Genomic DNA, 21,405 nt, shown 5'->3' with positions numbered 1-21,405 from the left:
GATGCAATCGGGCTGGTCTGTGGCGGCGCTGCGCGCTATGGCTGCCTCGACATTCCGGAAGACCATGGGGCGCGGATCTTGGCCGTCTATACCGACATCACCGAAGCCGAATTGGCCGCCTTTCTCGCCGATTACGACATCGGCACGCTGACGAGCTACAAGGGCATCGCCGAGGGCGTGGAGAACAGCAATTTCCTGCTGACCACCACATCCGGCCGGTTCATTCTGACGCTGTATGAAAAGCGGGTCGATGCGGGCGATCTACCCTTCTTTCTCGGTCTGATGCAGCATCTGGCCGATCGCGGCCTTTCCTGCCCCCTGCCGCTTGCCCGGCGGGACGCAGCCTTGCTCGGCACGCTGGCGGGGCGCCCGGCGGCGATCATCAGCTTTCTCGAGGGAATCTGGCTGCGGGCGCCGGATGCGGAGCATTGCCGGCAGGTGGGCGAGGCTCTAGCGCGGCTGCATCTGGCGGGCGAAGGCTTTGCGCTGACGCGGCGCAATGCACTGTCCGTCGAAGGCTGGCGGCCGCTTTGGGAAAAGGCCGAGGCGCGCGCCGACGAGGTCCAGCCGGGCCTGCGCGAAACGGTCGCCACCGAGCTCGCCTTCCTCGAGGCTGAATGGCCGCGCGATCTGCCGCTGGGCGTCATCCATGCCGATCTCTTTCCCGACAATGTCTTCTTCCTGGATGACAGGCTGTCCGGCGTGATCGACTTCTATTTCGCCTGCAACGATCAGCTGGCCTATGACATCGCCGTCTGCCTCAATGCCTGGTGTTTCACGCGCGATGGCGCCTTCGAGATGGAGAAGGGCGTGGCGCTTCTGGCTGGCTATCAGGCGCTCCGGCCCTTGAGCGCGCCGGAAATCGCGGCCCTGCCGGTCCTTGCGCGCGGCGCCGCGCTGCGCTTCTTCCTCACTCGGCTCTTTGACTGGCTAACGACGCCAGCCGGTGCGCTGGTGGTGAAGAAGGATCCGCTCGAATATTTCACCAAGCTCCGCTTCCACCAGCAGGTATCAACCGCGCTAGACTATGGGCTTGCCGTTTCGGAGCCGAATGCATGAAACATATCGATATCTTCACCGATGGTGCCTGCTCGGGCAATCCCGGCCCGGGCGGCTGGGGTGCGGTGCTGCGCTATGGCGAGAGCGAGCGCGAGCTTTCGGGCGGCGAGGCTGCGACCACCAACAACCGGATGGAGCTGACGGCGGCGACGACGGCGCTGAACGCGCTGAAGGAGCCTTGCGAGGTCGATCTCTACACCGACAGCAAATATGTCATGGACGGCATCATGAAATGGATCCATGGCTGGAAGAAGAACGGCTGGAAGACCGGCGATCGCAAGCCGGTGAAGAATGTCGAGCTCTGGCAGTCGCTGGACGAGGCGAACCGGCGCCACAAGGTCACCTGGCACTGGGTCAAGGGCCATGCCGGCCACCCGGAAAACGAACGCGCCGACGAACTCGCCCGCACCGGCATGGAACCCTTCAAGACAAAACGTCCCGCCCGCGCGCTTTGACGGCGGTTGCCACCCAAAACTTGCCGGAACACCCCCTCTGGGCTGCCGCCCATCTCCCCCACAAGGGGGGAGAGACCAGGAGGCGCCGCCTCACGCCCCGTGACCCGTCCAAGCCCGCTGTCTCGCGCGCGCATCCTGCGCATCCTCGCACGACATCTCATCCACTCCACCGCGTGAATGGCACGAGCGGCCGCCCCACGGTCTCTCCCCCCTCGTGGGGGAGATGGGCGGCAGCCCAGAGAGGGTCTTTTCTGACCGCACGCCCGGTGCCTTCATCCCTTGGGTGAGGCGCGAACCAGAGCGTCACATTCAGAGCCAGTGAGAGCGGCTCAGATCTGCTCGAGCATCGTGGCGGCGGCGGAGACGGTGGCTTGGCCGGGGCTCTCTTCGACATTCAGGGACTTCACGACGCCGTCCTCGACCAGCATCGAGAAGCGCTTGGAGCGCAGGCCGAGCGTGCCTGCGGAGAGATCGACATCGAGGCCCAGGGCCTTGACGAAGCTCGCATCCCAATCGGACAGGAAGTGAATCTTGCCCATGCCGCCGGTGGTGGTTGCCCAGGCGCCCATCACATGCACGTCATTGACGGCCACCACGGCAATATCGTCGATGCCGCGGGCGAGCATCGCGTCGCGGTTTTCGAGATAGCCGGGCAGGTGGTTGAGCGAGCATGTGGGCGTGAAGGCGCCGGGAACGCCGAAGAGAACGACGCGCTTGCCGGCAAACAGCTCCTCGCCGGTCACTTCGACCGTGCCGTCCACGGTCTTTTCCTTAAACGTCGCCTTGGGCAGCGTGTCTCCGATGGCAATGGTCAAGGCCTGGTCCTTTCGGGATGGGGAGGGGGAATGGGCAAAGGCAGGATGATGCGGCGCGGCATCGATCGTTGCGCAAGATAGGAAATCCTCAGTCGAAGGCAAGCGGCGTTTCCATGCTCCGCCCGCCCGCCCGCACGGTCAGCACCAGTGCGTCGCCTTCGCCGCCATTGGAGGGCGCCTGACCAGGCTTCAGAGGGAACTCGAACCGCGCCGTCTGGCCGCTTCGCGACACCGCGACAGGCTCGCCGGCATGGAAATCCTCCGGCCCGGAGAGGAAGAGATCGACCGGCTGCCCGGCGGACGTGTCCGGCAGGCGCAGGGTGACGGAAAGACGTCCGGTCTCCGGATCGAGGCTGCTCTGCCCCAGGAAGAAATCCGGCCCCGGCGCCTCCGGCAGCGCTTTGCGCGCCGCATCGATGCGCGCCTGGTCGAGCGGAGCGGCGTGCCCATCGGCAGGCAGGGTCGCGGTCAGGGTGGCGGAGACCGGGATACAGATGTCCTTGCAGATGCCGACGAAAACCTCCGCCGTGATCGGGACGGCGACGCCGCGCGGAACGCCGGTCAGCGCCAGCGGGAAGGCGACGGGTCGGTCGTAGCCGATGATCTGCGCAATCCCTTCACCAAGCCGCCTCGGGGCGGGCAGGGAAAAGCGGGCGAGGGCAACCGATCCCTCCTCGATCGAGAGTTCCGGCGGGATGCCGCTGCTGCCCGGTGCCCGCCAATAGGTCTTCCAGCCCGGTTCGAGCCGGATGTCGAGAAGGGCAGGCAGCGTTCCGTCCGGTTCCATGGCGCCGAGGATCAGCCGCAGGCTGCCGCCCGGCGTTTCGACCAGCGCACTCTGTGCGGCCCGCGCCGGTAACGCGCTCGTCAACGGCGAGAGCGCAAAAAAACTCGCAGCAAGGCTTGCCAGCAAGGCTGGATGCGTCAAACTTGCAAGGAAAGCGCGCGCGATCATGTGTCGAGACCTATCGGGTTTCCTTCATATGGAAAAGCGGTGACCGGACGGGGATCGTTCAATTTTTCGAACGCCGCCCGGCGGAACGAATGGGGCCGGGGTGGATTGCGCCACGTCAGCGCCGGGGCGGCGAAGACAGGCTGGGGGCCTTCGTTCATTTGCTGCTTTACGATGCAGCGCGCGCGAGGGGGATGCAGAGGGGCAGGACAGAGCAACCGAACGAGCACGGGACAGATAGGACATGACCACGATGGCTAGTTTTCAGAAGACGCGCGAGCGCGGAATCCTCGACGGGCAATTCCTCATCGCCATGCCGGGCATGTTCGACACCGATTTCGCACGCACGGTGATTTTCGTTTGCGCCCATTCGAGCGACGGCGCCATGGGGTTCGTCCTCAACCGTCCGCAGCAGCTGACCTTCCCGGATGTTCTGCTGCATCTCGAGATCGTCGATCAGGACCAGGCGATCCGCTTGCCCGAGACGACCAAGGACTTCCAGATCCAGACCGGCGGGCCGATGGAGACCGGCCGTGGTTTCGTTCTTCACTCCGATGATTACCTGAGCGACTCCTCGATCCCCCTCAATGACGATCTGTGCCTGACGGCGACGCTCGACATCGTCCGGGCCATCTCGCGCGGCAAGGGCCCGCAGAAGGCGATGATGATGCTCGGCTATGCCAGCTGGGCTGCTGGCCAGCTGGAAAGCGAGATCGCCAACAATGGCTGGCTGACCTGCCCGGCAAGCGAGGAGCTGATCTTCGACCGCGCCTTGGGTGACAAGTACGACCGGGCCTTGGCGCTGATGGGCGTCGCGCCGGCCATGCTTTCTCCTGTCGCAGGCCACGCGTGACGCAGAATAGCCGGCCGCCGGCCTCTTCGATTTTGTTCCGCCGAAACAACCGGAGATATTAAAAATTCTCTTGCGTTTATGACAAAACTGTAACGGAACCTTTTTTCGGACGACCCGTTTCCATGACGAGCGGCGACGCAAGAGACAAGCGAGATCGCCGCGCTGAAAGGGAGTTTTACAATGGGTTCCGCATCCGACAAGATTTCCGGTGCAGCAAACCAGGCCGCTGGCAAGATCAAGCAGGCCGCAGGTCGTGCAACCGACAATGAACGTCTCGAAGCCGAAGGCAAGGGCCAGGAAGTCAAGGGCAAGGTCCAGTCGACCGCCGGCAAGGCCAAGGCTGCCACCAAGGACGCCGTCGACCGTCTCTAAGATTTGCCGATTGCCGAGGCGTCCCGCCCCGGCATCGAGGTGCGCAACTGTCGCCGTCCTGACGGGTTCAACTGGATGGTGATGTGCGCCGATGCCCGCTGAGCTTCGCGCCAGCGGGCATTCCTCGCTTGAAGGGCCGTCATGGCCTCCGGCGAGTTGCTTTGCATTCATTTCACAGACGAACTGCGCCGCTCCGGTGCAGGCTGAGCAGGAAGATAGCGGTCACACGCCGCGCATCCATGCTCGCGACCGAACAGTATTCACGGCACTTTTTCAAGCGGAGCGCGGGCTCCGAGGGGACATGAGATGAGGCTCTTTACCTGCAGCAACTGCGGCAATCCCGTTCACTTCGACAACAGCGTCTGCGTGAACTGCAATTCACGGCTCGGCTTCGACAGCGACAAGCTGGTCATGCATGCGCTGGCACCGGCCGGCGGCACCGACTGGACCGTCATCGGCGGCTCCACGGATACCGCTGTCCATTTCTGCGCCAATGCCGATCACGATATCTGCAACTGGCTCGTGCCGGCCGGGAGCCAGAACAGCTATTGCGTTGCCTGCAGCTACAACCGCATCGTCCCCGTGGCCGACAATCCGGAAGGCCTGTCGCGCTGGCAGAAGATCAGCGCCGCCCAGCGCCATCTCTTCTATTCGCTCCTGCGCTGGAACCTGCCGCGCCCCGGCCGTGATGTCGACCCTCAGGGCGGCCTCGTCTTCGACTTCCTGGCCGACGAGGTGGACGCGAACGGCAATGTCGTTCAAGCGGCGATGACCGGCCATGAGGATGGCCTGATCAGCCTGCGCGCGGCGGAAGCCGACGACGCGACGCGTGAGCAGATCCGCGTTGCCATGGGCGAGCCCTATCGCACGCTGCTCGGGCACTTCCGCCATGAGATCGGCCACTGGTACTTCGCCCAGCTCTGCCGCGACGAGCAAACCCTCTCCGAGGCCCGCGCCCTTTTTGGCGACGAGCGCGAGGATTATGCCGCCGCGCTCCAGCGCAATTACGAGGAAGGCCCGCCGGCCGACTGGCAGAACCGCTTCATCTCCACCTATGCAAGCTGCCACCCGGCGGAAGATTTCGCCGAATGCTGGGCGCATTTCTTCCACATCGTCGATACGCTGGAAACCGCGCGGTCCTTCGGCCTCTCCACCGATCCGCGCCGCCATGGCGACATGGCCGCCGAGGTGGACTTCAACCCCTACAACGCCGACAGCGCGCAGACGCTGGTCGATGCCTGGGTGCCGCTCAGCGTGGCGCTGAACTCGATCCAGCGCTCCATGGGCCAGCACGACAGCTACCCCTTCATCCTCTCCACCCCCGTCATCGAGAAACTCGACTTCATCAATGGGTTGATCCATCGGGCGGGGAGAGGGACGCAGGCGGGGGAGGCGAAGGCAGCGTAGTGAATTAGGCAGTCGGCAATCGGCAATCGCCAGTCGGGCTGACGCAGAGAGCGACTAGCGAGTGATTGACAGGCAAACTAGTCCCTGCATCCTATTCCGACTGCCGACTGCCGACTGCCGACTGCCGACTGCCGAACCCCATTCGCTCCCCACTCCCACACCTCACGCCCTCTTCATCAACGGAAACCGCTCCTTCAGCAGCCGGAGGATGAGGTCGGCGCTGATGGGGGGGCCGAAGAGGAAGCTTTGGCCGTAGTCGCAGCCGGTCTGGCCGAGCTGGATGGCGTCTTCCTCCGACTCGATGCCTTCGGCCACCACCTGCATGTCGAGGTCGCGGGCCATGGAGATCACCGATTTGAGCAGGATCGTGCGCTTGTCGCTCGGATCCTTCACCAGCGCCTTGTCGATCTTGATCGTGTCGAAGGGGAAGCGGGTGAGATAGGCAAGCGCCGAATGGCCGGTGCCGAAATCGTCCAGCGCCAGCTTCAAGCCCGCATCGCGCAGCTTCTGCAGGACGAGGCGGGCCTGCTCCGGGTTTTCCATCATCAGCGATTCCGTCAGCTCCACCATCACCTGGCTCGGGTCGCAGCGGTTCTTGTGGAGGATCGCCCGCACATCGTCATGCAGGTCGTTGTTGAGCAGCTGGGCGCTCGACAAATTGACCGAGACGAAGATCGGCAGATGGCCGGTCTGGATCTGCCATTCGGAAAGGTCGCTGGTGGCCCGTTCGAAGGCGAAGAGGCCGAGCTGGTTGATGATGTCAGAGCTTTCGGCAATCGGGATGAATTCAGACGGCGGCACGCTGCCGCGCTTGGGATGGTCCCAGCGCATCAGCGCCTCGAAACCGGCGATCTCAGCGTCCGCCAGCCGCACGATCGGCTGATAGACGAGGCTCAGCTCGTTGCGCTCGATCGCCCGCTTCAGATCGCTTTCGAGCTGCAGCCTGTCCGTGCCCGAGGCGCGGAAGGAGGGCCGGTAGGGCTCGACGCGGTTGCCACCGGCCTTCTTGGCGCGGAACATGGCAAGCTCGGCATCGTCCAGCAGCGAGGCGGCGTTTTCCTGCTGGTCCACCCAGGAGACGAGGCCGATCGAGGCGGTGAGGTTGATCTCGCGATTGCCGAAGGGGATCGGCACCATGATCGCCCGGCTCATCGCCTCGGCGAAATCGGCGATCTTGGCAGGGTCGCGCTCCGACATCAGGATCAGGCCGAACTCGTCGCCACCAAGCCGCGCCAGCGTGTCCTGCGGTTTCAAAAGCCGGCGCAGGCGTCTGGTCAGCGCGATGAGGATGTTGTCGCCGGCGGCAATGCCGAAGGCATCGTTCACGGTCTGCTTGTAATGGTCGATATCGACGGTGATGACCGTCGGGCGCACGCCGTTGGTGCCCGGTGCCAACGACAGGATCGACTGCAGCCGGTCGAGGAACACCTGGCGGTTCGGCAGGCCGGTCAGATTGTCGTGCAGCGCATTGTGCAGCAGCCGGTCGATCGAGTTCTTCTGCTCGGTCACATCCACCAGCGTGCCGACGCAGCGGATGATTTCGCCGGTGGAGCCCAGCACCGGCCGGGCGCGGATCGCCAGCCAGTGATAGTGCCCATCTTCCGCGCGCACGCGGAACTCGTGGTTCAGCCGGCCGCGGCGGTGCTCGAGCAGGATATCGAGCGTGGCGCGGAAACGATCGCGGTCGTCCGGATGCAGCCGCGGCAGCCAGTTGCGGGCCGCGCCATGCATGTCGCCCGGCGGCAGGCCCAGCCGCAACGAGATATCGGGGATGGTCACCACCTTGTCGCGCGCCACGTCCCAGTCCCAGACCGTATCTCCGGACCCGGTCAGCGCTAGCGCCTGCCGCTCGAGATCGGAGAACAGACCCTGGCCATAAGCGCCGCCGGCAAAGGCGTGCTGCATCACGGTGAAACCGATCAGGAGAACGATCAGCACCAGGCCGCCGCCCAGCGCCGGCTGGACGATGTCGTTCGACAGCCGCCCCGTGATCGTCAGCCAGCCGCCGAACAGCCAGAGGAGCGTAAGCAGCCAGGCCGGCACCAGGAGGATCGCCCGGTCGTAGCGGTTGAAGCCGAGATAGGCGATGAGCAGGATGCCGACGGTGCCGGTCAGCGCGAAGGAGACGCGCGCGATGCCCGAGGCAATGGCCGGATCATAGATGGCGACGCCGAACAGCAGGCCGAGACCCAGAACCCAGGCGAGCGTCGCATAGGAGAGATGCTGGTGCCAGCGGTTGAGGTTCAGATAGGTGAAGAGGAAGATGACGAGGCCCGCCGCCAGGAACACCTCCGTTCCCGCCCGGTAGATCCGTTCGTCGCCGGCCGTGATCGAGATGAGCTTGGAGAGGAAGCCGAAATCGACGCAGATATAGGCCAGCACCGCCCAGGCGAGCGCAGCCGTGGCCGGCAGCATGGAAGTGCCCTTGACGACGAAGAGGATGGTCAGGAACACGGCAAGCAGGCCGGCAATGCCGAGCACGATGCCGCGATAGAGCGTGAAGGCGTTGACCGTGTCCTTGTAGGCGTCCGGCTCCCAGAGATACATCTGCGGCAGGTCCGGCGTCGCCAGTTCGGCCACGAAGGTGATGACCGAGCCGGGATTGAGCGTGATGCGGAACACGTCCGCTTCCTCGCTCGGCTGCCGGTCAAGCGCAAACCCCTCGGACGGGGTGATGGAGAGGATGCGCTGCGAGCCGAGATCCGGCCAGAAGATCTTGGAATTGACCAGCCGGAAATGCGGCGCGACGATCACCCGCTCCAGCTGCTCTTCCGAAACATTGGCCAGCGCGAAGACGGCCCAGTCGCCCTGGTGGTTGTCGGCGCTGGAGCGCACCTCGATGCGCCGCACGATGCCGTCGGTGCCCGGCGCGGTAGACACCTGGAAGGCTTCGCCCCGGCCCGTATAGATCTCGGTCGTCGCCGTCAGGTCGAGCGCCGTGTCCTCCCGCGAGATCTTCACCGGCTCGATCGCCTGGGCGAGGCCGCAGTTCAGCCAGAGCAGCGCCGCGGCGAGGAGGGCCACCAGGCTGAGAAGCCGCGCTGAGAGCGCCGGCGGCGAGAAACGCATCGAATCCATCAGTCACTCAAGGTCCCGTTAGGCGCACGATCCGTGGAGAGCAGGGCGAAAAGCAGGTGGTCCCGCCATTGGCCGTTGATCCTCAGATAGTCGCGCAGATAGCCTTCGCGCTGAAAGCCGGCCTTTTCGAGAAGCCGGATGCTTCTGTCGTTCTCGGGAATACAGGCTGCTTCAATACGGTGCAACTGAAGGCTGGAGAAGATGTAGGGGATGGCGAGCTTGACGGCCGCGCCCATGTGCCCATGACCGGCATGGCGCTCGCCCATCCAGTAGCCGATCATGCAGCATTGCGCCGCACCGCGGCGGATATAGCCGATGGTCAGCCCGCCCAGAAGCTCCTCTTCCGCCTTCGAAAACAGGAACAGCGGCACCGACTGGCCGGAGGTGAACTCCTCCTCGTTGCGGATCGTGCGGGCGCGGAAGGCGGCCTGAGTCATCTCGTCGGCCCGCCAGGTCGGCTCCCAGGGCTCCAGGAAGCGGCGACTGGCCACGCGCAGCGCATACCATTGCTTGAAGTCGCTCTGGCGCGGCAGGCGCAGCACATGCCGGTCGCTGGAAAGCATGATCGGGTCCGGCTGCCGCGACAGGAACCGAAACACCGAGCGTGTCATGCCATCCTCCGCGATGCCGAAAACGGCTCGTCGTCCTGCCGGCGACACGAGAACGGCGGTCGCATTGCCGGGCCCTTGTCTCAGCCGCGGGCCGCGCGGGGCAGGGGAACCTGCTGGCCGGTCAGGGCTCCCAGAAGGTCGTCCATCGGCGCCAGTTTCTCCACCGGACCGATGGCAGAAAGCGTGGGTACGGTGTCGAAGAACAGCCGGCCGGCAAGGTCCGTCAGGCGGCCGACGGTAATGCCGGAGAGGCGCTCCATCAGCTCCTCATTGGGAATCGGCCGGCCGTAGAGCATCAGCTGGCGCGCCATCTGGCCGGCGCGGGCAGCCGGGCTTTCCTGGCCCATGAGCAGCTGCGCACGGATCTGCGCGCGCGCCCGGTCGATCTCCTGCTGGTCGATCGACAGCGAGGTCTTGCGCAGCTCGTCCATGATGACCGGCATCAGCTCGGGCAGGTTTTCACCCCCGGTCGCCGCATGCACGCCGAAGATGCCGGTGTCGGAAAAGCCCCAGTGAAAGGCATAGACGGAGTAGCAGAGGCCACGATGCTCACGCACTTCCTGGAAGAGGCGGGAGGACATGCCGCCGCCGAGGATGTTGGCGAGGATCTGCGAGCAATAGAAGTCGCGCGCATGATAGGCCTTGCCCTCGAAGCCTAGCAGCACCTGCGCATCCATGAGATCGCGGTCCTCGCGCGTCTCGCCGCCGGTGTAGCGCGCGGCCACGGGGGTGACCGGCGCCGTGCCGGCACCGGGCAGTCCGGCGAAGCGCTCTTCCACCTCGGCCACGAAGCGGTCGTGATCGACCGCCCCGGCTGCGACCACGAACATGCGGTCGGTGGTGTAGTTGCGGGACAGATAGGCGCGGATTTGGTCCGGCGTGAAGGACAGCACGGTCTCCGGCGTGCCGAGGATCGGCCGGCCGATCGTCTGGTCGGCATAGGCAGTTTCGGCAAAGCGGTCGAAGACCACATCGTCCGGCGTGTCGTTGGCCGCGCCGATCTCCTGCAGGATCACCTGCTTCTCGCGCTCGAGCTCATCCTCCTCGAACGCGGAGTCGACCAGGATATCGGCCAGGATGTCGACCGCGAGCGAGACATCGTCCTTCAGCACGCGGGCGTAATAGGAGGTCGTTTCGGTCGAGGTGGCGGCGTTGACCTCGCCGCCGACATTCTCGATCTGCTCGGCGATCTGGCGGGCCGTTCGGCGGCTGGTGCCCTTGAAGGCCATATGTTCGAGAAGATGGGCAATGCCATGTTCGGCATCGGTCTCGTCGCGCGATCCGGACTTGATCCAGGTGCCAAGCGCCACGCTTTCCAGATGCGGCATGTGCTCGGTTACGACGGTCAGGCCCGAAGCGAGCCGTGTACACTCAACTCTCATCATCCGTCTTTCTGCGCTCCTCAACCGAGAACGCGGGCATGGTCGCTGATGAAGGCTTCAACGGCTTTCAGCTCGGGCTCCAGGCTGTCGAACCGCTCCTCCCTGTGCATCAGGTCAGCAAGCCACGTCGGAAGCGCCGGGTCAATACCGCAGGCCGATTTTACCGCAGCCGGGAACTTGGCCGGATGGGCAGTGGCGAGGGTTACCATCGGCTCGTTGCTGCGCTCGAACTTCTCCGCCACCATGACGCCGATCGCCGAATGCGGATCGAGCAGCATGCCGGTTGCCTCCAGCATGGCGCGGATCGTCGCCGCCACCTGGTTCTCGCTGGCGCGTCCGGCGCGGAAATGCTTGCGGATCGCGGTCAAGGCCGGCTTCTCGATCTCGAAGGCGCCGGACTGCTTCAGCCCGGCCATGGCGCTGCGCACCTGGCCTGCGTCGCGGCCATAGCTTTCGAACAGAAGACGCTCGAAATTGGAGGAGATCTGAATATCCATCGAGGGCGAAGTCGTGGCCTTCACCGCCCGCATCTCGTAGCGGCCCGTCTTCAGCGTGCGGGAGAGAATGTCGTTCTCATTGGTGGCCACGACGAGCCGGGCGATCGGCAGGCCCATCTTCATCGCCACGAAGCCCGCGAAGATATCGCCGAAATTGCCGGTCGGAACGGTGAAGGAGACTTTTCGATCCGGCGCGCCGAGCGCCACGGCGGCGGTGAAGTAATAGACGATCTGGGCCATGATCCGCGCCCAGTTGATCGAATTGACGCCCGAGAGCTGCACCCGGTCGCGGAAGGACACGTCGTTGAACATGTCTTTGACGAGCGCCTGGCAGTCGTCGAAATTGCCGCGGATCGCCAGAGCGTGGACATTGTCGGCATGCGACGTGGTCATCTGCCGCTGCTGGACCGGCGAGACCTTGCCTTCGGGGAACAGGATGAAGATGTCGGTGCGGGCGCGGCCGGCAAAGGCATCGATCGCCGCGCCGCCCGTGTCGCCCGAGGTGGCGCCGACGATGGTGGCGCGCGCGTCGCGCTCCTTGAGCACATGGTCCATCAGCCGGGCGAGCAGCTGCATGGCGACATCCTTGAAGGCGAGCGTCGTGCCGTGGAAGAGCTCCAGCACGAAGCTGTTCGGCCCCGTCTGCACCAACGGCACCACCGCGCGGTGGCGGAAGGTGGCATAGGCCTCGTCGATCATGCCCTTGAGCGTCTGATCGTCGATCTCGCCGCCGACGAAGGGCTTGAGCACCGCGAAGGCCGTTTCCTGGTAGGTGAGGCCGCGCAGCGCCCGGATCTCCTTCTTGGAGAAGCTCGGCCAGCTTTCCGGCACATAGAGGCCGCCATCGCGCGCGAGCCCGGCCAGCAGGGCATCCGAGAAACCGAGAGCGGGCGCTTCGCCGCGGGTGGAGATATATTTCACCGTCACCATCCTTCGTCGTCGGGCAGCAGCCTCTGTCGCCCGCAAGCGGCGCTTCGCCGCGGAATTCTCGCCTGGCGCGCCGGCAAAAAATGATCGGAGGCCTTGCAACGCCAATCGATTTTCCGGCGCGCCGCTGCTATAGACCATCGCCGCCGCCGAAGGAAGCGCCGCGCGGCCTGCGCTGTCCCGCCGCTTCGGCCAGGGCGGATGAGCAAGGCGCAGACCGATTTCCGCCGGAGTTTCCGGCAGAAGACAGGCCGCCGGACGATCCGGCAGAAGAGAGAAGAGCCCGGCAAGGGGTCAGGCAGCCCAGCGCGGACAGGCGCGGGCCGGCTTGAAAGAACAGGGGATGGAACAGGTGCAGGTTCACTCAGCAGGCCGTTTGGCCATTGTCGCGTCGCTTCTCGTCGTTGCCGGATGCAACCAGACGCAGACCGGGGGCGCCATCGCCGCCGGCGGATCGGCTTCCACGCCGACACCGGCGGTCATTCAGGCCGTCTGCCCGCAGGTCTATCTGCGCGACGGCACGGCCATGTACCGGACTTATTCCAAAGGCGGCGCCAAGGATGATCCGAATGCGATCGTCTACCAGGCCTCGCTTGCCGACACGACGCGCCAGTGCATCCAGAGCGAGACGGAGCTGAAGGTGACCGTGGTCGCCCAGGGCCGTGTCGTTTCGGGCCCGGCCGGCGGGGCAGGCACCATCACCATGCCGATCCGCGTCGCCGCCACCGATGGCGACAAGGTGCTCGTCTCCGAACTCACCCAGTTCCCGGCCGAAGTCCAGCCCGGCGCCGGCGCCACCCAGTTCATCTTCTCCAAGGTCATCACCATCCCGGCCGGCGCCGGCAACTTCACGAAAATCTACCTCGGCTTCGACGAGGGGCCGGGCCAGAAGCCGAAGAAGAAGTAGCCGAACCGGTCTGGCAAGACCTGCGCCCCTACCGCGCTCCACCTTGCCACAATCGTCATCCTCGGGCTTGTCCCGGGGATCTGCGGTGGCTGCCGAGCATGCGCGGTCGAGGACTGGGGGAGGGGCGTAGATCTTCGGGTCAAGCCCGAGGATGACACGCGATGGGGGCGTTTTCTGCGAGGCCTGCAGCACAAGCGGGGGGCACAGACAGTCCATCAAGGAACGGTCATGTTAAGACTCTCTCATGCGAAGCCATTTGGAGAGACGATTGGCTCGTTTCTCAGGATTGATGGAGATTTGCATACCCGCGTCTAACAGCTTGTCAGCCGGCAGCAGCGCGCTGGGCATTGGATCATGATCGAAGCGATCCGGCAGCATCCGAACCGTCGGGATACCAAGAAGAGTTTTGAACAGGAGGCCTTGGCATCCTGGGTCGCCTATCAGGAAACAGGTCGTCATCTGACAGGCGAGGAGGTTGGGCTCTGGCTGGTTGGCTGGTGTACCGATGGTGAGAGGGCGCTGCCCGATTGCCACGCAGTGTTCTATTGATGGTCAATGACCGTTCTCTCGAGTCGGCGGTGCATGAGTGAGCCCGGCCGGGGCGAAAATGGACCGGGACCTCGTCTTCCGCCTCAGGCGCTCAGCGACCCCGACCATTCCGACAGCGCCTCAATGGTGGCGGGCAGGGCGGTCATGCGGGAGATGACGGTTTCGGCGCCGGCTTCCGTCAGAGCGTCGGCATGCGAGGGATAGCTGTGCGAGGCGCCGGTGAAGCCGATGACGCGCATGCCGGCGGCGCGGGCCGCATGCACGCCGTGAACCGAATCCTCCACCACCAGCACCGCCTCCGGTGCGACACCCATCTGAGCCGCGCCATGCAGGAAGATGTCGGGCTTTGGCTTCACCCGGTCCGGCCCGAGATCGCGAGCGGAGAAGATGTTCTTGCCGAACACCGCCTTGATGCCGACCATGGTCAGCATCTTGTCCAGCCGCTCGGAGGTCGAGTTGGAGCAGACGCATTTGCGCAGGCGGATCTGTGACAAGGCCGCCTTCACCCCGTCGACGATCTTGAGATCCGCATCGATCCGCGCCTCCAGCACCGCCTGCTGCTTGGAAAGCAGGCTGGCCGAAAGCGGGATCGAGGCATCCTTCTCCACGGCCAGAAGCGTGTTCTGCCAGGTCATCCCGGCAAAGCGCTCGGCCATTTCCTCGGTGCTGATCGGATAGCCCGCTTCCGTCAGCAGCGCCGCTTCGACTTCCGCCGCGATGATTTCGGAATCGACGAGCACGCCGTCGCAGTCGAAGATGATGAGCTCGATATCGGTCATTCCGCCGGTTTCCATTCCCGTTTCAGGTCTGCCGCGGCTCTATACCTTTCCGCCTGCCCAAACAACCGCCCTGCGCGCATGGCTGCCGCCCAGCTTGCCGAGAAAATGAGACGTCCCGCCTCCGCCTTCACGCTTTGCTAACCAAGATCGGTAACCATAACGGTGCGTAAATTGTTCGAGTCAGCGTTCAGCGAGTATCAGATGGCCCTTGTTTCCCCGCATGCAGACGTCCGTACCCCAGTTCGGCCCGACACCCGGCCCGGCAGCTGGCTCGATACCATCATCAAGGGGGATTGCGTGGCCGCCCTCGAGCGGCTTCCCGACAATTCGGTCGACGTGATCTTCGCCGATCCGCCGTACAATCTCCAGCTCGGCGGCGCGCTCACCCGCCCGGACCAGAGCCATGTCGATGCCGTCGACGATGCCTGGGACCAGTTTGCCTCCTTCGAGGCCTATGATGCCTTCACCCGCGCCTGGCTGCTCGCCTGCCGCCGCGTTCTCAAGCCCACCGGCACGCTCTGGGTCATCGGCTCCTATCACAACATCTTCCGCGTCGGCGCCACGCTGCAGGATCTCAACTTCTGGATCCTCAACGACATCGTCTGGCGCAAGACAAACCCGATGCCGAATTTCAAGGGCCGCCGGTTCCAGAATGCGCATGAGACGCTGATCTGGGCGAGCCCGGATCCGAAGGCCAAGGGTTACACCTTCAATTATGATGCGATGAAGGCCGCCAATGACGATGTGCAGATGCGCTCGGACTGGCTCTTCCCGATCTGCACGGGCAATGAGCGGCTGAAGGACGCCGCCGGCGACAAGGTGCATCCGACGCAGAAGCCGGAGGCGCTGCTCGCCCGCATTCTCATGGCCTCGACCAAGCCAGGCGATATCGTGCTCGATCCCTTCTTCGGCTCCGGCACCACCGGCGCGGTCGCCAAGCGCCTCGGGCGGCATTTCGTCGGCGTCGAGCGCGAGCAGACCTATATCGACGCGGCGCAGGCCCGCATCGATGCGGTGGAGCCGCTCGGCGGCGCCACGCTCTCCGTGCTGACCGGCAAGCGTGCCGAGCCGCGCATCGCCTTCAACGTGCTGGTGGAAAGCGGGCTCATCAAGCCCGGCGCCGTTTTGACCGATGCCCGCCGCCGCCATAGCGCCATCGTGCGGGCCGACGGCACGCTGGTCTCCGGCACCGATGCCGGCTCGATCCACCGGCTCGGCGCAAAGGTTCAGGGGCTGGACGCCTGCAACGGCTGGACCTTCTGGCATTACGAGGCCAAGGGCGTTCTGAAGCCGATCGACGACCTGCGCAGCCAGATCCGCGCCGAACTCGCCAAGCTCGCCTGAGGGCTTGGCTCTACCCCTTCCTGAAAGAGACCCTCCAGTCTCGCGCGGCCGGTGTTTCCCTGCACCGGTCGCTTTTTGCTGTTCGGCGAAATGACCTCCTCTCCCACAAAGGAGCGATAAGGGGGGGGAGAGACCCTGGGGCGGGACCGCCGATCCCTCTTCTCTGCTGGTGGAGATGCGAGATCGATGGCGGAGATGTTCGGTTTGGGCAGATTTTTAAGGGATAAGGCGAGCCCCAATTGGGAGCGAGCGGCCGCAGCACGGTTTCTCTCCCTTTTTCAAGGGAGATGGGCAGCAGCGCAGAGGGGGTCTTTGAGATCGCCGGCCGCTTAGGCTTAACCGCGCTCTGCTGTGCACAACGCCCCGGCGCCGCATGCCGAGTTAACAAAGGCTTTACCAGCTACGACATAGCTTCGTCGGGCACCGGGCGTCGATCAACCGACGGCCGGCCGCGCGCCGCCTGCATGACGGTGCCGTGCCTCGACGCGACGCCGTGGCACGGCGCGAAACTGCGACCCTCGTCCCTGCCATGGGTGCGTTCCGCCCGTCGCTCCAGTTCGTTGGCCGGTCCATGTACCTTCAGTCCCGGCGAACGAAAAAACGCCCGGAAACCGCAAGGTTTCCGGGCGTTTATCGTTCAGTCCTGAACTTCGTTCAGAGGACGAAGTCCGTGTCGTACATCTTGGTCACGCCGACCATGCGGATCTCGAAATCGGCGCGGCCGTCGCCGTTGACGTCGCCCTGCACCACGCCGTTGACGAAGCGCAGTTCGCCGGCCTCCTTGGTGAAGCGGCTGCCGCCGATGAAGTCGAACTCCTGGTTGCCGCCGCGCAGGGTGTTGGCATCGATGCCGGACAGGTCGACCAGATCGTCCTCGGATGCGCGGAAATCGGCAATGATGTCGCGATTGCCGCCGACGACCGACTCGCGGATGCTGTCGAAGACGAAGAGGTCGGCACCCGAGCCACCCTTGAGATAGTCGGAGCCGAGGCCGCCGATCAGGTCGTCCGCGCCGCTGCCGCCATAGAGATCATCATTGCCACGGCCGCCATAAAGGTCGTCATTGCCGCTGCGGCCGTCGAGAAGGTCGTTGCCGTCTTCACCGCGCAGGACGTTGCGGGCGGAGCTCCCGTAGATATCGTCCGCGCTGTCCGTGCCCGTCGCGTTTTCGATCGAGATCAGGTCCTCGATCTGGTCGCTGTTGATATAGGCCGTGCCATCGGCAAGATCGATTTCGACGCCCTGGCCTGCCTGGTCGCGATCATCGTCCTGCAGGACATAGCTGATCGTATCGACGCCCGAGCCACCGTTGAAATAGTTGTTGAAGCCGGTCGAGCGGAAGGTGTCGTTGCCGGAATCGCCGTAATATTTGCTCTGCTCGCTGTTGACCTCGAAGAGATCGTTGCCTTCTTCGCCATGGACGACGTCGTAGGCATCCACATCGACCGCGCGGATGTCGGCAATATAGGTGTCGTTGCCGGAGCCGAGGTAGATGTCGTTGTCACCCTCGAAATAGTTGACGACTGTATCGCGGCCCGAGCCGGCATCGACGAAATTGCCGCCGCCACGCGAGTCGGTGCGGTTCAGATAGATCGAGTCGTTGCCGCCATAGCCGTAGATGTCTACGGCAACCAGGTCGTCCTGGTAGATGCGGTCGCTATAGTCCGTGCCTCGGATCGTTGCCATTGTCAGGCCTTCCTTCCCTTATGCGGTTCGCTGCCGAGAATGCCGTCCGTTTGGTGAACGGTGTCTGAACCGAATATGGCATTTCGGTGATATGAATAGGGCAAGCTAAGGCGGCGGTGGCATGCGTCAAGGGTGCGGAAAGCCCGGTTTCGCGGACTTGCGCCAGGGGTCGTGCCGCAATCGCGGAGGCCGGGTTCGCCCGATCAGACGGGAAGGCCGAGCGCTTTCAAATCCCGGCGCAGCGTGTCGGCATCCTTGAAATGCACCGCCTGCCACCCGGCCGCCCTGGCCCCTTCGACATTGGCGAGGCTGTCGTCGATGAAGAGCGAGGCGGCGGGGTCGAGATCGAAGGCCTGCACATGCGTATCGTAAATCTCGCGGTCCGGCTTGATCTGCCGCTTCTCGCCCGAAACCGTGACGCCGCGCGGCCAGGCGAGAAAGGGGAACTTGGCCTGCGCCTCGCGAAACGTGTCCTCGGCGAAATTGGTCAGCATGGTCACGTCGCAGCCGGCATCGATCAGCGCGCGCATGATTTCGACCGTGCCCTCATAGGCATGCGGCACCATCTCGTTCCAGTGGGTGCGGAAGGCGCGGATGTTTTCGGCCTGGTCCGGCCAGTCGGCGATCAGCACGGCCTCGGCATCGGCCCAGCTGCGGCCGCGGTCCTGCTCCAGGTTCCAGTCATGGGTGCAGACGGTTTCGAAGAAGGTCGCGCGTTCGGCCTCGTCGGGAATGAGGCGGCTGAAGGGGATGTTGGGATCGTAGTGGATCAGCACGCGGCCGATATCGAAGACGACGTGGCGGATCGGGGTGGTCATGCGGTCAGGTCCTTCTTTTTGCTGCGGGTGCCGGCGGCACCCTTGGCGCGTGCGGCAAGCGACGGCTCGGCTGCGGCCAGCACCTTCTTCATCACCGTCGGCAAGGCCTCGTCCATCAGGCCGGCGCGGCCCTGCCACCAGCCATTGCCGAGCCGGCTGTCCGGCGAGGCCAGCGTGGCGCGGTAGACGGTGAGCCGCAGCTCGAAATGGGTGAAGACATGCACCACCGTGCCGACCTCTGTCCAGTCGGCGGGGAAGGGGGCGGCCTCCAGATCGGTGCCAGAGGGCGTGCTCGTCCAGTCGCTGCCCGGTACTTCCGTCATGCCGCCGAGCAGGCCGGTCTCGGCCCGCTTGCGCAGATAGACGGCGCCATCCGGGGCAAGCGCGACGAAGGCGGCGCCGTAGCGCACCGGCTTTGCTTTCCGCGCCGCCTTGACCGGAAAGCGCTCCGGCTCGCCTTGCCTGAAGGCGGCGCAGAGCGTGTTCAGCGGACAGAGCGCGCAGACCGGCTTGCGCGGCGTGCAGATCGTGGCGCCGAGATCCATCATCGCCTGGGCAAAGTCGCCCGGCCGGTCGAGCGGCGTCAGCGCTTCGGTCACGCGGCGGATTGCGGGCCGCGCGGCGGGAAGCGGCGTCTCGATCGCCTCCAGCCGGGAAATCACCCGCTCGACATTGCCGTCCACCACGGCGCTTGGCCGGTTGAAGGCGATCGCCGCCACGGCCGCCGCCGTATAGGCGCCGATGCCGGGCAGGGCGCGCAGACCCTCTTCCGTATCCGGAAAGCGGCCGCCATGCTCGCGCGCCACGGCCTCGGCGCATTTCTTCAGGTTGCGGGCGCGCGCATAATAGCCGAGGCCGGCCCAGGCCTTCATTACCGCCTCCGTCTCCGCCGCCGCCAGGTCTTCCACCGTCGGCCAGCGGGCGAGGAAGGCCTCGAAATAGGGTTTGACCGCCTGCACCGTGGTCTGCTGCAGCATGACCTCGGACAGCCAGACGCGGTAGGGATCGGCGCGCTCGCCCGCCGCCGCCATGGGTGGCGTGATGCGCCAGGGTAGGCGGCGGTGGGCGCGGTCATACCAGGCAAGAAGCAGGGCGGCGGGGGGCGGCGGCGCGTCGGCCGCAGGGGGCTGGCTGGGCATCATGGTCCGAACATGCTAACAGACCCCCTTGTGGCCGAGATCGCCGCGCGCTTCAAGCAGGCCCGCCGAATGGCGGCTGTTGCGGGCGAGGCGAGCGACGATCCGCGGACGAGATCAGGGACACCGGCCAGAATGGCAAAACCGGGCAAGATGGGCCGCAGAGGCGTGGTGCAGATCAGCGAGGTCGCCAATGCGTTGGTGGATCCGGTGCTCGCGCGCCGCGCCGGCATCGATACCATGCTGCTCGGCTCCTGGGACGAGATTGCCGGCGAGGCCTTCGCCGATTGCTCGCGTCCGGAAAAGATCGCCTGGCCGCGGCGGGGCGCGGAGATGGAGGGCGAGGGGGAGAACCGGCCCGGCACGCTGACCGTCGCCTGCGAAGGGTCGCGCGCCCTGTTCCTCGCCCATGCGGAAGGTGAGCTCATTTCGCGCATCAACGCCTTCTTCGGCTTCCCGGCGATCGGCCGCATCCGCATCGTCCAGAAGCCGGTGGCCCCTCCGGTCCGCCGACGTCCGCCCGCCCGCGCCTTGACCGGCGCGCCGGCGGCAAAGCTCGCCGACCTGGTATCCGGCATCGAGGACGACCGACTGAAGGCCGCGCTCGCCCGTCTCGGCACCGCCGTCCTCTCGGCCCGCCGCTGAAAGCCGGTCGCCAAAAAGGTCACAATTGTTTGACCCTCTGGTCGGTGCCGGCCCTTGCCGCCCTTGAAGAGGCGGGATATCGCAGGGGTCGACAGTCTCGTCCTCGCTTCGAACATGCGAACAGGTGAATCATGCTTCATACCGGAAAGCGCCTTCAGACCCGTCTCCTCACCGGCGCAGCCGTCGCCGTGCTCGCGCTCGGCCTTGCCGCCTGCAGCGACGAGAAGGAGAGCGCCACGTCGGCCGCGCCCGCCGATGCGATGACGACGGCCTCGACCCCAGCAACCTCGACCCCTGCAACCTCCACCGCGACGCCCGCCGCCTCGTCCACCATGGCACCCGCCACCGAGGTGGCGCAGGCAGCAGCGCCGGCCGCCTCCGTCGAGGTGCCGAAGCCGGATGGCGAAGTGGAGATGTCCGCGCTGATGGCACCGGGCGCGCTGCCGGAACAGGCGATCGGCAAGGCCGATGCCCCGGTGACGGTTGTCGAATATATGTCGATGACCTGCCCGCACTGCGCCCATTTCCACAACACCTCCTTCGAGGCGCTGAAGCAGAAATATGTCGAAAGCGGCAAGGTGCGGTTCGTCCTTCGCGAATTCCCCTTCGACCCGCGTGCTGCGGCCGCCTTCATGCTGGCGCGCTGCGCGCCGGAAGGCCAGTATTTCCCGATGGTCTCCATGCTCTTCAAGCAGCAGGAACAGTGGGCCGCGGCCCAGAACGGCCGCGACGCGCTGCTGCAGATGTCCAAGCTCGCCGGTTTTACACAGGAGAGCTTCGAAGCCTGCTTGACGAACCAGAAACTTCTGGATGATGTGAACGCCGTGATGCAGAAGGGCGCCAAGGAATTCGGCGTTGCTTCGACCCCGACGTTCTTCATCAACGGCAAGCGCTATTCCGGAGACATGTCGGTTGACACCATGTCGGCCCTTATCGACCCGCTGCTCTGATCGCTCCAGCGCCCGCCGCACGGCGGGGGGCGCTTTTTCATGCGTGCGACGGGAAGTGCCGGTTTGCCGCCCCTGCTTCGCAGAAGACCCCCTCTGGCCTGCCGGCCATCTCCCCCACAAGGGGGGAGAGACCCGGAGGCGGGCCGCTCGCTCCCTTTTGAGGGTGTCGAAGATGAGGACCGT

At 65.1% G+C, this 21,405-nt stretch carries 20 protein-coding genes; 10 read left to right on the top strand and 10 right to left on the bottom strand.

Features of this window, described 5'->3' with window-relative positions; translation table 11 throughout:
* Positions 1-78: 78 nt before the first annotated feature.
* Together U8330_RS13135 and rnhA are read left to right on the top strand one after the other, a co-directional pair.
* Entirely contained in the window at positions 79-1,059 is a 981-nt protein-coding gene (locus U8330_RS13135; protein WP_323105717.1) for a homoserine kinase, read from the top strand.
* Entirely contained in the window at positions 1,056-1,514 is a 459-nt protein-coding gene (gene rnhA, locus U8330_RS13130; RefSeq protein ID WP_323105716.1) for a ribonuclease HI, read from the top strand. Before U8330_RS13135 ends, rnhA begins: the two co-directional genes overlap by 4 nt.
* A gap of 329 nt (positions 1,515-1,843) precedes the next feature.
* Here rnhA and U8330_RS13125 read toward each other — a convergent pair whose 3' ends face one another.
* Together U8330_RS13125 and U8330_RS13120 are read right to left on the bottom strand one after the other, a co-directional pair.
* Complete coding sequence (locus U8330_RS13125; protein WP_323105715.1) at positions 1,844-2,329, bottom strand: peroxiredoxin; 486 nt, start codon at positions 2,327-2,329, stop codon at positions 1,844-1,846.
* Positions 2,330-2,417: 88 nt separating this feature from the next.
* Complete coding sequence (locus U8330_RS13120; RefSeq protein WP_323105714.1) at positions 2,418-3,284, bottom strand: protein-disulfide reductase DsbD domain-containing protein; 867 nt, start codon at positions 3,282-3,284, stop codon at positions 2,418-2,420.
* A gap of 250 nt (positions 3,285-3,534) precedes the next feature.
* Between U8330_RS13120 and U8330_RS13115 the strand changes: the two genes are divergently transcribed.
* The 3 genes from U8330_RS13115 to U8330_RS13105 all read left to right on the top strand — a co-directional run bounded on the left by U8330_RS13115 (position 3,535) and on the right by U8330_RS13105 (position 5,913).
* Positions 3,535-4,134 carry a YqgE/AlgH family protein gene (locus U8330_RS13115; protein ID WP_323105713.1) on the top strand — a complete coding sequence of 200 codons (600 nt, stop codon included), beginning with the start codon at positions 3,535-3,537 and terminating at the stop codon, positions 4,132-4,134.
* 180 nt (positions 4,135-4,314) lie between these two features.
* Positions 4,315-4,506, top strand: coding sequence for a CsbD family protein (locus U8330_RS13110; protein WP_323105712.1), 192 nt, complete (start codon positions 4,315-4,317; stop codon positions 4,504-4,506).
* Between the two features lie 306 nt (positions 4,507-4,812).
* Entirely contained in the window at positions 4,813-5,913 is a 1,101-nt protein-coding gene (locus tag U8330_RS13105) for a putative zinc-binding peptidase (protein ID WP_323105711.1), read from the top strand.
* Positions 5,914-6,075: 162 nt separating this feature from the next.
* Here the strand turns inward: U8330_RS13105 and U8330_RS13100 are convergent, their stop codons facing one another.
* From U8330_RS13100 to thrC, 4 genes are all read right to left on the bottom strand, one after another.
* Positions 6,076-8,991 carry an EAL domain-containing protein gene (locus U8330_RS13100; RefSeq protein ID WP_323105710.1) on the bottom strand — a complete coding sequence of 972 codons (2,916 nt, stop codon included), beginning with the start codon at positions 8,989-8,991 and terminating at the stop codon, positions 6,076-6,078.
* Complete coding sequence (locus U8330_RS13095) at positions 8,991-9,602, bottom strand: GNAT family protein (protein ID WP_323105709.1); 612 nt, start codon at positions 9,600-9,602, stop codon at positions 8,991-8,993. The genes U8330_RS13100 and U8330_RS13095 overlap by 1 nt, the downstream gene beginning before the upstream one ends.
* Positions 9,603-9,682: 80 nt before the next feature.
* The gene (locus tag U8330_RS13090; protein ID WP_323105708.1) at positions 9,683-10,987 is read right to left on the bottom strand and encodes a pitrilysin family protein; all 1,305 of its coding nucleotides are present in this window, start codon (positions 10,985-10,987) and stop codon (positions 9,683-9,685) included.
* Positions 10,988-11,004: 17 nt separating this feature from the next.
* Positions 11,005-12,411, bottom strand: coding sequence for a threonine synthase (thrC, locus tag U8330_RS13085; RefSeq protein ID WP_323105707.1), 1,407 nt, complete (start codon positions 12,409-12,411; stop codon positions 11,005-11,007).
* A gap of 340 nt (positions 12,412-12,751) precedes the next feature.
* On the opposite strand from thrC, the gene U8330_RS13080 reads away from it, so the two are divergent.
* Together U8330_RS13080 and U8330_RS13075 are read left to right on the top strand one after the other, a co-directional pair.
* Positions 12,752-13,315: a hypothetical protein gene (locus U8330_RS13080; protein WP_323105706.1), complete on the top strand. Its 564-nt coding sequence runs from the start codon at positions 12,752-12,754 to the stop codon at positions 13,313-13,315.
* A gap of 354 nt (positions 13,316-13,669) precedes the next feature.
* Positions 13,670-13,864 carry a hypothetical protein gene (locus U8330_RS13075; protein WP_323105705.1) on the top strand — a complete coding sequence of 65 codons (195 nt, stop codon included), beginning with the start codon at positions 13,670-13,672 and terminating at the stop codon, positions 13,862-13,864.
* A gap of 83 nt (positions 13,865-13,947) precedes the next feature.
* Here U8330_RS13075 and U8330_RS13070 read toward each other — a convergent pair whose 3' ends face one another.
* The gene (locus tag U8330_RS13070) at positions 13,948-14,643 is read right to left on the bottom strand and encodes an HAD family hydrolase (protein WP_323105704.1); all 696 of its coding nucleotides are present in this window, start codon (positions 14,641-14,643) and stop codon (positions 13,948-13,950) included.
* A 201-nt stretch (positions 14,644-14,844) separates the two neighbouring features.
* On the opposite strand from U8330_RS13070, the gene U8330_RS13065 reads away from it, so the two are divergent.
* On the top strand, positions 14,845-15,987 hold the full coding sequence (locus U8330_RS13065) for a site-specific DNA-methyltransferase (protein ID WP_323105703.1): 1,143 nt from the start codon (positions 14,845-14,847) through the stop codon (positions 15,985-15,987).
* 654 nt (positions 15,988-16,641) lie between these two features.
* Here U8330_RS13065 and U8330_RS13060 read toward each other — a convergent pair.
* From U8330_RS13060 to mutY, 3 genes are all read right to left on the bottom strand, one after another.
* Positions 16,642-17,673, bottom strand: coding sequence for a calcium-binding protein (locus tag U8330_RS13060; protein WP_323105702.1), 1,032 nt, complete (start codon positions 17,671-17,673; stop codon positions 16,642-16,644).
* A gap of 203 nt (positions 17,674-17,876) precedes the next feature.
* Positions 17,877-18,491, bottom strand: coding sequence for an HAD family phosphatase (locus U8330_RS13055; protein ID WP_323105701.1), 615 nt, complete (start codon positions 18,489-18,491; stop codon positions 17,877-17,879).
* On the bottom strand, positions 18,488-19,633 hold the full coding sequence (mutY, locus tag U8330_RS13050; protein WP_416236855.1) for an A/G-specific adenine glycosylase: 1,146 nt from the start codon (positions 19,631-19,633) through the stop codon (positions 18,488-18,490). The genes U8330_RS13055 and mutY overlap by 4 nt, the downstream gene beginning before the upstream one ends.
* 129 nt (positions 19,634-19,762) lie before the next feature.
* Here mutY and U8330_RS13045 point away from each other — a divergent pair, with 129 nt between their 5' ends.
* On the top strand, positions 19,763-20,272 hold the full coding sequence (locus U8330_RS13045; RefSeq protein WP_323107284.1) for a DUF721 domain-containing protein: 510 nt from the start codon (positions 19,763-19,765) through the stop codon (positions 20,270-20,272).
* 131 nt (positions 20,273-20,403) lie between these two features.
* Positions 20,404-21,222 (top strand): DsbA family protein, encoded by an 819-nt coding sequence (locus tag U8330_RS13040; RefSeq protein ID WP_323105700.1) that lies wholly within the window; start codon positions 20,404-20,406, stop codon positions 21,220-21,222.
* Positions 21,223-21,405: the final 183 nt, after the last annotated feature.

It is taken from the genome of Rhizobium sp. CC-YZS058, assembly GCF_034720595.1.
Taxonomy (GTDB): Bacteria; Pseudomonadota; Alphaproteobacteria; order Rhizobiales; family Rhizobiaceae; genus Ferranicluibacter.
The sequence above is the reverse complement of the archived record's forward strand: the minus strand, read 5'-3'. Positions and strand labels throughout refer to the sequence as shown.